Annotated in this window: 12 protein-coding genes and 1 pseudogene; 10 read left to right on the forward strand and 3 right to left on the reverse strand. The window is 58.0% G+C overall.

Annotated features, from left to right (window positions below):
- The 9 genes and pseudogenes from QD461_RS33250 to QD461_RS33290 all read left to right on the forward strand — a co-directional run bounded on the left by QD461_RS33250 (position 1) and on the right by QD461_RS33290 (position 9,176).
- Positions 1-927 carry a flavin reductase gene (locus QD461_RS33250; protein ID WP_414091274.1) on the forward strand — a complete coding sequence of 309 codons (927 nt, stop codon included), beginning with the start codon at positions 1-3 and terminating at the stop codon, positions 925-927.
- Positions 924-1,961, forward strand: coding sequence for an LLM class flavin-dependent oxidoreductase (locus QD461_RS33255; protein ID WP_414091275.1), 1,038 nt, complete (start codon positions 924-926; stop codon positions 1,959-1,961). The genes QD461_RS33250 and QD461_RS33255 overlap by 4 nt, the downstream gene beginning before the upstream one ends.
- Before the next feature lie 8 nt (positions 1,962-1,969).
- Positions 1,970-3,432, forward strand: a pseudogene (locus QD461_RS33260) (aldehyde dehydrogenase).
- A 4-nt stretch (positions 3,433-3,436) separates the two neighbouring features.
- Entirely contained in the window at positions 3,437-3,766 is a 330-nt protein-coding gene (locus tag QD461_RS33265) for an NIPSNAP family protein (protein WP_414091276.1), read from the forward strand.
- Positions 3,767-3,803: 37 nt separating this feature from the next.
- Positions 3,804-4,814, forward strand: coding sequence for an ABC transporter substrate-binding protein (locus QD461_RS33270; RefSeq protein WP_414091277.1), 1,011 nt, complete (start codon positions 3,804-3,806; stop codon positions 4,812-4,814).
- Between the two features lie 74 nt (positions 4,815-4,888).
- Entirely contained in the window at positions 4,889-5,746 is an 858-nt protein-coding gene (locus tag QD461_RS33275) for an ABC transporter permease (protein ID WP_414091278.1), read from the forward strand.
- 3 nt (positions 5,747-5,749) lie between these two features.
- A complete protein-coding gene (locus QD461_RS33280) occupies positions 5,750-6,550 on the forward strand; it encodes an ABC transporter permease (protein WP_414091279.1) in 801 nt (266 codons plus the stop codon).
- Positions 6,547-7,623 (forward strand): ABC transporter ATP-binding protein, encoded by a 1,077-nt coding sequence (locus tag QD461_RS33285; RefSeq protein ID WP_414091280.1) that lies wholly within the window; start codon positions 6,547-6,549, stop codon positions 7,621-7,623. Before QD461_RS33280 ends, QD461_RS33285 begins: the two co-directional genes overlap by 4 nt.
- A gap of 71 nt (positions 7,624-7,694) precedes the next feature.
- A complete protein-coding gene (locus QD461_RS33290) occupies positions 7,695-9,176 on the forward strand; it encodes an NAD-dependent succinate-semialdehyde dehydrogenase (RefSeq protein ID WP_414091281.1) in 1,482 nt (493 codons plus the stop codon).
- Between the two features lie 267 nt (positions 9,177-9,443).
- Here QD461_RS33290 and QD461_RS33295 read toward each other — a convergent pair whose 3' ends face one another.
- Positions 9,444-11,702 carry an EAL domain-containing protein gene (locus QD461_RS33295; RefSeq protein ID WP_414091286.1) on the reverse strand — a complete coding sequence of 753 codons (2,259 nt, stop codon included), beginning with the start codon at positions 11,700-11,702 and terminating at the stop codon, positions 9,444-9,446.
- A 404-nt stretch (positions 11,703-12,106) separates the two neighbouring features.
- Complete coding sequence (locus QD461_RS33300; RefSeq protein ID WP_414091282.1) at positions 12,107-13,504, reverse strand: FAD-binding oxidoreductase; 1,398 nt, start codon at positions 13,502-13,504, stop codon at positions 12,107-12,109.
- A gap of 106 nt (positions 13,505-13,610) precedes the next feature.
- Here QD461_RS33300 and QD461_RS33305 point away from each other — a divergent pair, with 106 nt between their 5' ends.
- Positions 13,611-14,519, forward strand: coding sequence for a LysR substrate-binding domain-containing protein (locus QD461_RS33305; RefSeq protein ID WP_414091283.1), 909 nt, complete (start codon positions 13,611-13,613; stop codon positions 14,517-14,519).
- Positions 14,520-14,692: 173 nt separating this feature from the next.
- Here the strand turns inward: QD461_RS33305 and QD461_RS33310 are convergent.
- Positions 14,693-15,298, reverse strand: a 606-nt coding sequence (locus QD461_RS33310; RefSeq protein ID WP_414091284.1) for a tyrosine-type recombinase/integrase, incomplete at its 5' end; no start/stop codon positions are given.

The raw sequence follows: 15,298 nt of genomic DNA on the forward strand, positions 1-15,298 counted from the left end.
ATGCTTGAAGCAAGGGCTCTTAGAGACGCATTCGGCGCATTTCTCACTGGTGTGACGGTCGTAACGACCATGAATGAGGCAGGAGCGCCTATTGGCTTTACGGCAAATAGCTTCACGAGTGTATCGCTCGATCCGCCATTGCTGCTCGTATGTTTGGCGAAAACCTCGCGAAATTACCAGACCCTGACCACCGCTCGCGGCTTTGCGGTCAACATCCTTTCTGAAGATCAAAAGGATGTTTCGAACACGTTTGCCCGTCCAGTGGAGGATCGCTTTGCATCGGTCGCATGGACGCCTGGGCCATTCGGTTCACCGGTGTTTGCCGACGTTGCTGCGTGGTTCGACTGCGCCATGCATGAGCGCTTTGACGCTGGCGACCATGTCATATTGGTCGGCCGCATCGAGGCCCTGGAAAACACAGGCAAAACCGGGCTCGGTTACGCTCGCGGCGGCTATTTCACACCGGCGACAACGGAAAAGGATCTTCTCGCCAATGTCGAGGGAAGCCTGTCCGTCGGTGCAGTCGCAGAACGGTCTGGCGAGATTCTTCTTGTTCCGACAGCCTCGGGAGGTTGGACCCTTCCATCTGTCGACAAAGCCGAAAGCGAAGGGATGGATGTTCTCGAACTCCAGTTCGCCGCCGAGATTGGCCTTAAGATCCAGACCGGTCTTCTCTACTCCATCTACGAAGACACCAAGACCGGCTGCCAGCATATCGTCTACCGCGCAAGTCTCGGCCCCGGAAACGCGAAGATTGGCCGGTTTTTTCCGCTTCAAGACCTTCCGCTTGCCGAAATTTCCGATAGCGCCGTGCGTGAGACCGTGAAGCGCTATGCGCAGGAAAGCATGCTGGGCAATTTCGGCATTTATTTTGGCAACCACGAAAAAGGCCGGGTTCACGCCGTGGCCAAAAAAGGTGACGCATGAAATTCTCGCTTTTCGTTCACATGGAACGCTTGAACGCCAGCCAGAACCATCAGGAACTTTATGAAGAGTTCATTGAGCTCTGCGAGATCGCCGACAGGGGCGGGATGCATGCAATCTGGACCGGCGAGCATCATGGCATGGATTTCACCATCGCGCCGAACCCGTTCGTCAATCTAGCCGATCTTGCTCGCCGTACGAAAAATGTTCGCCTTGGTACCGGCACAGTCATTGCCCCTTTCTGGCATCCGATCAAGCTTGCCGGTGAAGCTGCCATGATCGACATCATAAGTGGCGGTCGCCTGGATCTCGGTATTGCCCGTGGCGCCTATAGTTTCGAATATGAGCGGTTGTTGCCCGGGCTCGACGCCTGGGGCGCAGGACAGAGGATGCGCGAGCTGATCCCGGCGATCAAGGGTCTCTGGGCGGGCGACTATGCCCATGACGGCGAATTCTGGAAATTTCCCGCAACGACCTCAGCCCCCAAGCCGGTTCAGGCGCCGCATCCGCCGATCTGGGTCGCCGCGCGAGATCCAAACAGCCATGAATTTGCAGTCGCCAACGGCTGCAATGTGCAGTGCACCCCGCTGGCGAACGGGGAGGCCGAGATTGCAAGCCTGATGGATCGCTTCAATGCGGCCTGCGAAAAGGCTTCGAATGTAAACCGTCCCAAGATCATGCTGCTGCAGCATACTTACGTCGGCTCCGACGAAGCCGACATAGCGCAGGCGGCCAAAGAAATCAGCGTTTACTACAACTACTTCTTTGCCTGGTTCAAAAATGAGCGCCCCATTCAACAGGGGCTGATTCAGCCATTGAGCGAAGATGAACTTGTCGCGAATGCGAACCTGTCTCCGGACAGGATGATCGCGAACATGCCGATCGGTAACGCTGCAACGGTGATCGACCGCTTGAAGGTCTACGAGAAGCAGGGTTGGGACGAATACTCGTTCTGGATCGACACAGGCATGAGCTTCGAGCGCAAGAAGGCATCGCTTGAGCGCTTCATCGCCGACGTCATGCCCGCGTTTCAGTGAGGCCCAAGATGCAGAGGTTCCAGCAATATATCGATGGCGTTTTTGATGACGGCTCGGCGCGTTTCGACAGCCTCGATCCGGCAACGGGCCATGTCTGGGCGTCCATGCCCGAGGCGCGCGAGGGCGATGTCGACCGCGCGGTCAAGGCTGCGGAACAGGCGCTCTGGTCAGGCGAATGGCCGGCCATGTTGGCAAGTGCGAGGGGCAAGCTCCTGCTTAAGCTCGCCGATCTCGTTCAGGCGAATGCTGCGCGCCTTGCCGAACTCGAGACTCTCGATACCGGAAAGATCATCCGCGGACCTCCGCACAGATTGCCTATGTCGCCGACTATTATCGTTACTATGCTGGGCTTGCTGATAAGATCGAAGGATCGACCCTGCCGATCGACAAGGCTGACATGGAGGTCTGGACCCGTCGCGAACCGGTCGGCGTCGTCGCCGCGATCGTGCCTTGGAACAGCCAGCTTTTCCTTTCCGCCGTCAAGATCGGTCCGGCGCTCGCCGCCGGTTGCACGCTGGTGGTCAAAGCATCCGAAGACGGACCGGCGCCCATGCTGGAATTCGCGCGCCTCGTGCATGAGGCCGGGTTTCCGAAAGGGGTTGTCAACATCGTTACTGGCTTTGGACCGTCCTGCGGCAGTGCGCTGACGCGTCATCCGGGCGTCGCACACATCGCCTTTACCGGCGGGCCTGCGACCGCGGCCCATGTCGTTCGCAACTCCGCTGAAAACCTTGCCAGCACCTCGCTGGAGCTCGGCGGCAAGTCTCCCTTCATCGTGTTTGCCGATGCCGACCTTGAAAGTGCCGCCAACGCCCAGGTCGCCGGCATCTTCGCAGCGACGGGCCAGAGCTGCGTTGCCGGTTCCCGGCTGCTGGTGGAAGCCTCCATCAAGGACAAATTCATTGCTCTCTTGAAGGCAAAGGCCGAAGCGATCTGCATCGGAGCGCCCCTCGATATGGCGACCGAGGTCGGGCCGCTTTGCACTGCGCGCCAGCGGGCGCATATCGAGAGCGTGGTGGCTGCGTCGGTCGATGCAGGCGCCAGGATCGTGACTGGCGGCAAGGCACGAGCCGGCGAGGGCTTCTACTACCTGCCGACGATCATTGATTGCGACGGCGTTAAGGCGCCGTCATTCGAAGCTGAACTTTTCGGTCCCGTCCTGTCGGTCGTCTCCTTTGCCAGCGAGGACGAGGCAGTCGCTCTGGCAAACGACACTCCCTACGGACTTGCCGCCGGCGTCTTTACTCGGAACCTAGCCCGAGCGCACCGCACGATCAGGAGGATCCGCGCCGGCATCGTCTGGGTCAACACCTACCGCGCCGTTTCGCCGATCGCTCCCTTCGGCGGATTTGGCTCGTCCGGCCATGGTCGGGAAGGGGGACTTACCGCCGCTCTCGATTTTACGCGAACCAAGACCGTCTGGCTCAGAACCTCGGACGATCCGTTCCCCGATCCCTTCGTCATGCGGTGAGCCCATGTATTACGAGATCAGGACTTATCGTCTGAAGAACGGCAGCATTCCCGAATATCTAAGGGTCGTCGGGGAAATCGGGATCGCAATCCAGAAGAGGCATCTCGGCAATCTCATTGGCTATTTCTCCTCGGAGATCGGCTCGATCAACGAGATCGTCCACATCTGGGGCTACGCGACACTGGATGACCGCCAGAGACGGCGCGCGCAGCTGGCGGCCGATCCCGAATGGCAGGCTTTCCTGCCGAAGATACGTGATCTCATCGTCACGGCAGAAAACAAGATCGTGTCGCCGGCGTCGTTTTCGCCGCTCGGCGGAAAAGATCCGATCTGAAGCAAGCAACTGTCCAACAGAAAACGAAAGTGGGAACATGACTAAGACATTCGCAATTGCAGTTCTTACCGCCGGTCTCGGCTTTGCCGGAGCCGCTGCGGCGCAGGATATGGTGTTTACCAGCTGGGGTGGCACCACCCAGGATGCCCAAAAGGAATTTTGGGCCGAAACCTTCAGCAAAACGGCGAAGGTAAACGTAACGCAGGATGGTCCGACTGACTACGGCAAGCTGAAAGCCATGGTTGAAGCGAAAGCGGTCGGCTGGGACGTCGTCGACGTCGAAGGCGACTACGCGGTTCAGGCGGGCAAGAAGGACCTGTTGGAGAAACTGGACTTCACCGTCATCGACAAGAGCAAGCTCGATCCGCGGTTCGTGACCGACTATTCCGTCGGCAGCTTCTATTATTCGTTCGTCATCGGATGCAACAAGGATGCCGTCGATGCGTGCCCGAAGAGCTGGGCAGATCTGTTCGACAGCAAGAAGTTTCCCGGCAAGCGCACGTTCTACAAATGGTCGGCGCCCGGCGTGATCGAGGCAGCGCTCCTGGCCGACGGCGTGCCGGCCGACAAGCTCTATCCGCTCGATCTCGACCGCGCCTTCAAAAAGCTCGACACGATCAAGTCGGATATCGTCTGGTGGGATAGCGGCGCACAGTCTCAGCAGTTGCTGGCGTCCGCGGAGGCACCGTTTGGATCCTTCTGGAACGGCCGCCTGACTGCACTCGCCCAGACCGGGGTGAAGGTCGAAACGTCCTGGACGAACAACATCACGGCCGCAGATGCGCTCGTCGTTCCGAAGGGTGCGAAGAACAAGGAGGCGGCGATGAAGTTCATCGCCAACGCGACAAGTGCCGACGCACAGGCCAAGTTTGCCGCAAAAACCAGCTATGCGCCGATCAATCTCGGCTCGCCTGAACTGATGGATCCCGCCCTGCGCAAATCGCTGCCCGACCAGCAGGCGGCAACGCAGGTCAACGCGGACATGAACTACTGGGCGCAGCACCGCGATGAGATCGGTACGCGCTGGTATGCCTGGCAGGCGAAGTAAGTAGCTCATGGCTTGTCTGTCGACGGTCCGGCACCGCCGGGCCGTCGAGATCGCCAGAATCCCTGGAGGTGCAAATGGCTCTAACGGCAACGATCGGCAACGCGATACGGAAATCGCCACGGCAAGGTAGCTTCGGCTATCTTCTGCCGGCGCTCCTCATCATTGCGCTGTTCTTCATCGTCCCGGTCTGCATGCTCCTTATGCGGAGCATATTCGAGCCACAGCTCGGACTGCAGAACTACACCACACTACTGGGCTCGACGACATATCTGCGCGTTTTTCTCAATACCTTCCTGGTCGCGGGTCTGGTAACGTTCGTCTCGATCGTCATTGGCTACCCGATGGCCTGGCTGCTCGCCATCATGCCGGAGCGCTGGTCGCGACTGGTTCTGGCGATCATCGTCCTGTCGATGTGGACGAACCTCCTCGCCAGAACCTACGCCTGGATGGTGCTGCTCCAGCGCACCGGCGTCGTTAACAAGCTGCTAATCGGGCTCGGGCTGATCGATAAGCCGCTCGCTCTCGTCAACAATCTCGTCGGGGTGACCATCGGCATGACCTATATCATGCTGCCCTTCGTCATCTTGCCGCTTATGGGCGTTTTGCGTTCGATCGATCCCGGCATCTTGCGGGCGGCGGCGCTGTGCGGAGCGAATAAGCGCCAATGCTTCACGCACATACTGCTGCCTTTGTCTCTGCCGGGCATTGCAGCCGGTGCTCTGATGGTTTTCGTGATGTCGCTTGGCTATTACGTGACGCCTGCCTTGCTGGGCGGAACCTCCAACATGATGCTCGCCGAGCTCGTTGCGCAGTTCGTCCAATCGCTTGTTGACTGGGGCATGGGCGGAGCGGCGGCATTTGTCCTGCTGCTGGTCACGCTTGCGCTTTACGCAATCCAGCTCAAATTTTTCAACCCCAATCGGGCGAGGTAAGTCATGCTTCTCGATTTCGAAAAGCTCGGCGCGCTCAAGTTTTTTCTGGTCGGATTGACAGTTACCGTCTGTCTTTTCCTAATCCTTCCTATTGCGTTTATCGCTGCGCTCTCATTCGGTTCGTCGCAATGGCTGATCTTTCCGCCACCCTCCTGGACATTGAAGTGGTATCAGGAATTGTTTGCCGACCCGCGCTGGCTCTATTCCGCGTTGACCAGCCTTGAGATCGCGGCCGTTGTTACCGTTCTCTCTGTCATCATAGGTTTCCTGGCCGCATTCGGTCTGAACCGTAGCACCTTCTTTGGACGTGAGGCGCTGCGAGCCCTGTTCCTGACGCCGATGATCCTGCCGGTCGTGGTTCTGGCCGTTGCGCTGTATGCCTTGTTCCTGCAGCTCGGCCTTGCCGGGACGACGATCGCCTTCATCATCGCGCATCTGCTGATCGCGCTGCCGTTCTCGATCATTTCGATCGGAAACGCGTTGGAAGGTTTCGACAAGTCTATCGAGGATGCGGCTGTTTTATGTGGCGCCAGCCCCTGGGAAGCGCGATTGCGCGTCACCGTGCCGGCGGTCAGCCACGGGATCTTTGCCGCCGCCATTTTCTCCTTCCTCGCTTCCTGGGATGAGGTGGTGCTGGCGATCTTCATGGCAAGTCCGACGCTCCAGACGCTCCCAGTCAAGATCTGGTCGACCTTACGTCAGGACCTGACGCCCGTGATCGCCGCAGCTTCCACCATACTCATCGCCTTCACCATCGTCCTCATGGTCCTGGCAGCCATCTTCCGCAAGGGATATAAAGCATGACCGAAGCATTTCTCTCTATTCGCGGCATTCGCAAGGTCTATGGCCAGGTGACGGCAGTCAAGAACGTGACGATGGACATTGCCGAAGGCGAGTTCATGACCTTCCTTGGCCCGTCCGGCTCGGGAAAGTCGACAACGCTCTACATTCTTGCCGGGTTTCAGGACCCGACGGAAGGGGACATTCTTCTGAAAGGCCAAAGCCTTCTTTCGACGCCATCGCACAAGCGCAGCATCGGAATGGTCTTCCAGCGCTACACGCTTTTCCCGCATCTCACGGTCGGTGAGAACATCGCCTTTCCGCTGCGGGTGCGCCGTACCCCAAAGGCCGAGATAGCCGAACGTGTGAAGGCGGCCCTGCGCCTTGTGCGCCTCGAAGGCTTTGAGGATCGCAAGCCTGCCCTGATGTCGGGCGGTCAGCAGCAGCGCGTCGCGCTTGCCCGGGCGCTTGTCTATAATCCGCCCGTCCTCTTGATGGACGAGCCGCTGTCGGCGCTCGACAAGAAGCTGCGCGAGGAAATCCAGTTTGAAATCCGCCGCATTCATCAGGAAACCGGTGTCACCATCCTTTACGTCACGCACGACCAGGAGGAGGCCCTGCGCCTGTCGGACCGCATCGCTGTTTTCAGTCACGGCGAGATTGATCAGATTGGCTCCGGCCAGGAGCTCTATGCGAACCCCGCCACCCATTTCGTCGCCGGCTTTATCGGCGACAGTAATTTCATCGATACCGAGGTGGTTGGACGCAGCGATGGCAAAGCGCGCCTGGCGCTCCCGGGTGGCGCCATAATCGATGGCGTGCCGATGAATGGCGGCAGTGTCGGCGGGACAAAGGCATCGCTGTTGCTTCGACCCGAGCGATTGTCTTTGTCGCGGGCTCAGATCGATGCCGGTCTCGCTGTGACGATCAGCGACATCACCTTTCTGGGCAACAATGTCGAGGTCAGCACGCGGACGGCAAGCGGCGACAGCTTGTCGGTTCGGCTTCCATTCGGACATGAGGCGATTTCGCACCTTGCCCGCGGCGATCAGGCCTGGCTCGGCTTCGAAGCCAACTCGGCGCACGCGTTTGCCTGACCAGCACTGTCAGGTGGCCCACGCGACCGCCTCCGTCGATCGTTCCACTTCAAATCCGTGAGGATGTACCAATGGCCCTTTCTGAAACCCTCCGTGGCCGGCTGAAGGATCCATCTCTGTTCACCGATAAGGTGCTGATCGCCGGCAAGTGGGTTGCGGCGAGCGAGGACGCCAAGACCTTCGACGTCTTCAACCCTTCGACCGGCGAATTGATCGCCGTCTTGCCGGACCTGAGCAAGGTCGAGGTCGACCGCGCCGTCGAGGCCGCCTATGCGGCGCAGAAGCAGTGGGCGAAGACGACCGGCAAAGAGCGCGCTGCCATTCTGCGCAATCTGTTCGAGCTGATGGTTGCCAATGCCGACGATCTGGCGACTATCCTGACGACGGAAATGGGTAAGCCGCTTGCCGAGGCGAAGGGTGAAGTTCTCTATGGTGCATCCTATGTCGAATGGTTCGGCGAGGAGGCAAAGCGCGTCTACGGCGATACTATTCCCGGCCACCAGGCAGACAAGCGTATCATCGTGATCAAGCAGCCCGTCGGCGTCGTTGCTGCCATCACGCCCTGGAATTTCCCTAACGCCATGTTGGCGCGCAAATTCGCGCCGGCGATCGCCGCTGGCTGCACGATGGTGGCGAAGCCGGCGGCCGAAACACCGCTATCGGCCTTGTCGTTCGCGCTGCTTGCCGAACGCGCCGGCATTCCTGCGGGCGTCTTCAGCATCATTACTTCGACGGAGCCTCCTACAATTGGCAAGGCGTTCACCGAGAATGACAAGGTCCGCAAGCTGACCTTTACCGGTTCCACCAATGTCGGCAAGATCCTCATGCGTCAGGGCGCAGAGCAGATCATGAAACTGGGCCTGGAGCTCGGTGGCAACGCTCCGTTTATCGTTTTCGACGACGCCGATCTTGATGCTGCCGTCGAAGGCGCCATGGTCTCGAAATACCGCAACAATGGCCAGACTTGCGTCTGCGCCAACCGGCTTTACGTTCAGGCCGGCGTCTACGATGCCTTCGCCGCAAAACTTGCCGAGAAGGTTGGCGCTCTCAAGATCGGCGACGGCTTTGAGGAAGGCGTCGCAGCCGGGCCGCTGATCTCGCAAAAGGCGCTGGCCAAAGTCGAGGAGCATATCGAAGATGCCGTGTCGAAGGGAGCGTCGGTGATGCTTGGCGGCAAACCGGGCGAACGCGGCGGCCTGTTCTTCCAGCCGACGATCCTGACCAGAGTCACACCCGACATGAAAGTAGCAAGTGAGGAGACGTTCGGTCCCGTGGCGCCGCTCTTCCGGTTCGAGACGGAGGAGGAGGTCATCGCCATGGCCAACGATACCGAGTTCGGCCTTGCCTCCTACTTCTATTCCCGGGATCTTTCGAAGGTCTTCCGTGTCGCCGAAGCGCTCGAATATGGCATGGTCGGCATCAATACCGGTCTGATTTCCACCGAGGTTGCCCCTTTCGGCGGGATCAAGCAGTCTGGCCAGGGCCGCGAAGGCTCCAAATACGGCATCGAAGATTACGTTGAACTAAAATATCTCTGCCTCGACATAGCATAGGCCAACAATCATGAGGCCGGGACAGGATCAGTTCTCTCAGACACGTTCAAAAGCAATCGATTGCAGCCTTCGTAGGTAGTCTCAGGTCAACCAAAGCGATCTCGTTGTGTTTTTTATTCGCTCGAGAAGATGTTCGGCGAGACCTTTGCGGCGCTCATCCTGGTTGAAACTTGCCCCGGGGCGGTGAGGTCGCGAATTCTTAACTTGTTCCTCCGCGCCGTTGTGGTCGCGGTCGATTCTCGGTGGCCGGGAGGGCGCGTCAAGCTATTATCCCGCCATTTTCAGGTCCTTATGCTTCGTGCGGCAAAATTCGATCAACTGCTTTGAGGACATTGGTCGTGCCAGAGCGTAACCTTGTAGCAAATGGCAACCGAGCTCTTTCAAGATCGTCGCATGCTCCATCGTTTCGACACCTTCGGCGACGATGTCGATGTTCTGCGACCGGCCGATTTCGATAATCGAGGAGACCAAGCGGCGCTGAGATGGAGATGTGACGATCGGGTTGATGATCTCCCGATCGATTTTAAGCCTTCGTGGCTCGAATCTCAGCAAGCTGACGATACTGGCATGTCCGGTGCCGAAATCATCGATCTCGATTTCGATTCCGAGCTCTTTGACGGCCGGAATTACCTCATTGAGAACGGGTTGAAGATCGTCGAAGGAGATTGTTTCAAGCAGCTCAAAACACAGGCGACCCTTGGCCACATTAAGCTCAGACAGTTCGGCAAGCAGATTTGCCTGCGCCAGTCGACGCGTTGAAATATTGACCGAGACGCGCGGGATGCGCATTCCCAGGCTGTCCCATCTTGTAAGCTCGAACAGGGCCTTTTGCAGGATCAGCCTATCCATGTCGCCGGAACGTCCCAAATTTTCCGCGACAGTGAGAAAGTTATCCGGGGCGAGCAGACCTTTTTGCGGGTGATCCCAACGGGCAAGCGTCTCGACGCCCGCGATGTCCAATGTGTCTGCATGAAACTGTGGCTGAAAGAATGCAACCAGTTCATCGCGGTCGAGAGCATGATTGAATTCGTCCGCCAATTCCTTCGTATGGATTGCGGCGCTGCGAAGCCCCTCGGTGAAAATGGCCGCCCGGCCGCGGCCCGTCTTCTTCGCTTCGTATAGAGCCAAATCGGCATTGAGACGCAGCTGACTGAGGTCCTGTCCCTGTGCAGGTTCAGTCTCCCATGCGACGCCGACGCTTGCTCCAACCACGCATTCTGAGCCATCAACGAATATAGGCTGCTTGAGTGTATCGACAATCTGTTGGGCCAGTTCGGCTGCCTTAGGCGCGGGATGGGAGCTCCAGCTAGCGAAAATGAACTCGTCTCCACCGATTCGGGCCGCTACGTCGTTTGGGCCGGCCAATTTGACAAGGCGTGACGCCGCCGCCTGCAAAACTGTATCACCTCCGGCATGCCCTTTGGTGTCGTTGATCTCCTTAAATCGATCGAGGTCGATATGAAGCAGCATCAGGCAATTTTCTGGACGGGGCCTCGGCGATAGCGAGATCATCCGATCAATGAATCGGCGATTGGGAAGCCCCGTTAGTGCGTCATGCAGCGACAGGTATTCGAGCCTTTGCCGTGCTCGAACGAGCTTCTTCTTGTGAAGCCGAAGTTTTTCAATGGTTCTTTGCCGTGATTTGGTCAGAAAGCCTACCCAGACGATCGGCGCAACGACACACAAAGACAATAAGCAAGCATAGAGTTCAAAAGTGGCAACGTCGTTGTTTTGGCCCCATCCGCCCTTAGGCACAGCAACAAGGGTCCATCGGCCGTAAGTCATATCAGCAGATGCCACGACTGGATTCTTCGAAAAAGTTTCCAGGTGGCCGAGAAAAACTTGTTTGGCCAACCTCGGTTCCGGTACATCGCTGATGGCGATCTCAAGGTCGGTTGATCCAAGGCCGCTATCTTGGTACAGCCTCGGTATGTCTATGACTCCAGAAACAAGACCCCAAAAGATCTGGCTTGTTCTATCGTTGATATAAACTGGGCACCTGGCCACGAAAGCCGTTCCACCCTGGACGAGGTCCACGGGGCCTGTCAGGACGATATTGTGGGAATTGCGCGCCAGCATTGCGCTATTCCGCTGCTTTTCGTTCGTTCGATAGTCGAGTCCGATTGCCTTTTCGTTTCCTTTTTCTGGATAAACCCACTTGACCACCATGCCGGGGGCCGCGGCGAAGCTTCGCAGCTGTGAATCCGGCTGCAAGATCTCCGCGGCGAGTTTGGAAAAATCACTCTGGTCCATCGCCGGATTGACTGCGATACCCGCTGACAGGCCTTGCAGCAGCTTCACATTGCTGTTGAGGTTCGTCTGGAGCCGAGCCGATATGGTGGCAAGCTCGCCGGCAGCTACTGAGCGCTCATCGGCTAGTGATCGTTCCAGCCGCCAGTTCGTTGCGACATGCACGACAACGACCGCAATAGTTGCCGCAAACATTGCCGGAGCAAATGCGCTAATATAGCTTGCTGCAGGACTCGCGAAGCCCCGTAATATCTTTGGTTTTCTTCGAAACTTCATCAGATTGCCGGTATAGGGACAGGCCTGCACTGTCACACAGTTTCTTTAAAGCAACACTAAAGTCCATCACCGTTGGCGAGGCAGTCGACACCTCGTCTTCGTCGCGCAACAGTGGTAAGACTGAGGGCAGTGAGACTATAACCACGACCGAAGGGGCGTCTGTTCATTTTGTGTCGAGATTACTCCTTAAACGGCTCGCCGAGTGCCTGGAAAGCGCCGAACTGGCCACTGCATGTCGACCTTGAGCATACAAGCGTTCCCAAGGTGCAAATAAAGCAATTGTATTCGAAATTTCGGGAGCCGGTGGAAAGGATGGTGACGATAAAGGCAGCTGGCAGAACCGTCAAACAGTAGTCCGACCCTGTCTGGATTTTACGCGGCTATTGCGGCTCAAAAACCATGTCCTAAATCGTCGGCTTTATATTCTGGTTCAGGCGGAACAAATTTGTCGGATCGAACTTGTTTTTGAGTGTGACAAGGCGCGCATAGTTTTCACCATAGGCCGCGCGTACACGATCTTCACCTTCGTCTCCCAAGTTGTTGGCATACACCCCACCCGTCGAATACGGTCTAACGGCATGCCACAACTCGCGGGCCCAACGCATATTGGCCTCATCGTCCGCAGAGGCATCCCAGATGGCTATCGGGAAGCAATCATAATGGGCGTCGCGGTTCGCATATGGCGAATCCGACTTCGAAACTCGGGCGATTGCGCCACCGACTTGCTGAAAGACTAGCAGCGACGCGCGCGACGGCGCCTTTGCGTAGGCGTCGAGGAGCGCATCGATGAGGTCATCACCGATGTCATTGAGGAACTGAGCTTTCCAGTAGTAGCGCCGCCCGCGTGGGAAAAGCGCATCGCCGCTCGATTGGATCTGTAGATAGGACCGCGCAACAAGGCTGCTTTCGATAGGCGAGCCGAATGTCATGAGCGGAGCGAGGACCTGCTCTCCTACCTCCTGCGGCCCGACATAGCAGGCTGAAATGTTGAAGAACCGATCGCCCGAAGGTGTTGTTACAAGTGCGGCATCGACGCTGAGTTCATCGGGAGCCCTGCTGGAGAACTCGTGATAGAACTTCATTGCTCCACGGGCATGGTCGTAACGGTGAAGGACCGACCCAACCAGCAGCGTGGGGCCGACCGGATGAAGCTGGTATTCGAACGCCGTCACGATGCCGAAATTACCGCCGCCTCCCCGCAGCCCCCAGAAAAGATCGGGATGATCGGAGGCGCTTGTCCGCAGCAGCGCGCCATCAGCCGTCACGATCTCGGCGGCGATAAGATTATCGCAGGTCAGGCCGTGCTTACGTCCGAGCTTGCCGAACCCGCCGCCAAGGGTCAATCCGGCAATGCCAGTGTCGCTGTTGACGCCCATCGTGGTTGCGAGCCCATACGCCTGCGTGGCCTTGTCGAATTCACCCAGGTTAAGCCCCGCCTCGGCTCGCGCTATACGGCGCTCGAGGTCGACCTTCATCCCCTTCATACGCGACAGGTCAATCACGATGCCATCGTCGCACGAAGATAGGCCCGCGACATTGTGGCCGCCGCTTCGAACGGCGATGAGGAGGCGGTGTACTCGCGCGAAGGTCACCGCCTTGATGACATCGTCGGCGTCGACGCAAAAGGCGATCGCTGCAGGTCGTTTGTCGATCGCACCATTCCAGACTCGACGTGCCTGGTCATAGGCGGGATCCGCCGGCACCACCAGGTCGCCGTGGAGGTTTAGCCGCAAGCGCTCGACGGCGGACGTGGTTGAATGGGGTATGCCCGACAAGGTGTCAGCAGATTGCTCTACATTCATGGATGTCGCCCTCCTAACCAATGGCTTATCGTCTCACCGTCTGCAGCGTGCAGCAAAGGCAAAGATCTCAGGTGCTGGATGAGGAAAATTCATCTAGACTGGCGTCATGAGGAAGCTCCCACCCCTACGCTCGCTGCATGCCTTCGAGGCCGCGGCCAGACATGGCAGTTTTAAGCTCGCCGCAGACGAGCTCGGGGTGACGTCGACCGCGATCAGCCACCAGATCCGTTTGCTGGAAGAGATTTTTGGTTGCCAGCTCTTTCAGCGCCGACCACGGCCTCTTCTACTGACAAAAGCTGGCGCCCGGCTGTTTCCGGGGCTTCGCAATGGCTTTGATGCGTTTTCTGGCGCAATCGCCGCGGTCGCCGAACCCGATGCCGCCCGGACGGTCTTGCGGATTACAAGCCCGAATGCATTTGCAAGTCGATGGCTCGTCCCGCGTCTGTCGCATTGGCGTGAGGCAAACCCGACTGTCCCATTGGAGATTATCGGGACCGATGCGGTACTCGATCTTCGTGCTGGCGCCGCCGATGTGGCAATTCGCTATTCGCGCAAGCCGCCCCAGAACTTCATTGCCCAAGAGGTCTTTCGCGACACCTTCTTTCCGGTTTGCAGTCCTCACTTACTGGCGGGCGACGGTCGGCCGATCCAGCGCGTCGCCGATCTTTTACATTTTCCGCTGATTCATTTTGACTGGATGAACAGGGATCCCGGCGCTCCGACATGGCGGCAATGGCTCGCTACTGCTCATTCGATTGACCCAGACCTGGAAACCGACAGAGTGTGGGATCTGAGTTTTCGGGAGGAACTGCACGCGATCGATGCCGTCGTGGCGGGCCAAGGGATAGCGATCTGCAGCGATGTGGTCATCAGCAATGAACTAAGGAATGGCGTGCTGGTTAAGGCGCACCCGCTCTCGTTGCCTGGCTATGGCTTCTATGTCGTTTCGCTAGCCCACGCGCCGCGAACTGCGGACATCGAAGTGTTCTCGACTTGGCTTCGGTCGATCGACTGAGCGCTCTTCAGTCATGCCCGCGCTGACTGTGTCTCGACAATATTGGAAGATACCACCAAGCTGTCTGAAAGCTCAGCCCCTTGCCACTCCTCGTGAGGCATCCGGGATTCATTGGATATGTCTGACCGAGACGATAGCTCTCAACTGCGACTCCCTTTCTATCAGTGATGAAACTAACGCATCATGACCGCCTGCCTCTCTTCAAGAACAAAGGGATGTTGGCCAAAATTTGGTGCTTGTGCCGGCACATCTCGATCAAGGATGTCGCTTGCGCCGAACTCACCGCCTTGATGCTGGCAGGATCGGTGATGTCGAGCTCGATCGCTGCCATGCCGGGAATGGCGGCTACGACAGTTTCGAGGTTGGCGTGGCAAGGTCATTGTCCATCTTCTGTGCAAGATCGTCGTAGCTGATGCGATAGCGGCAATCAGCATGAGCCAGAAGCTACGCACCACCAGGCGGGTGACATAAAGGGCTTTGGCGCCTTTGCCATGGCGGACATGGATCACCATCCGCGAGCTGTCGATATCCTCGACCTCCAGTCCACAGACCTCACCGATTCTGAGACCTGCGGCATAAGCCGTGGTCAGCGCAACGCGCGCCTTCAGACTGGAGACCGCCTCAAGAAATTGAGCCACCTCTTCCGCCGACAGAACAATAGGGAGCTTGCGTGGTTCGCGCGCATTGGGGATCCGATCCGGGATGTCGTCCTGGCCAAGCGTGATCCCATAGAAAAATCGAAGAGCACACACGATCTGGTTTAACGAAGCCCACGATAT

It is taken from the genome of Rhizobium sp. BR 314 (assembly GCF_047445805.1).
GTDB lineage: Bacteria > Pseudomonadota > Alphaproteobacteria > Rhizobiales > Rhizobiaceae > Rhizobium > Rhizobium lusitanum_B.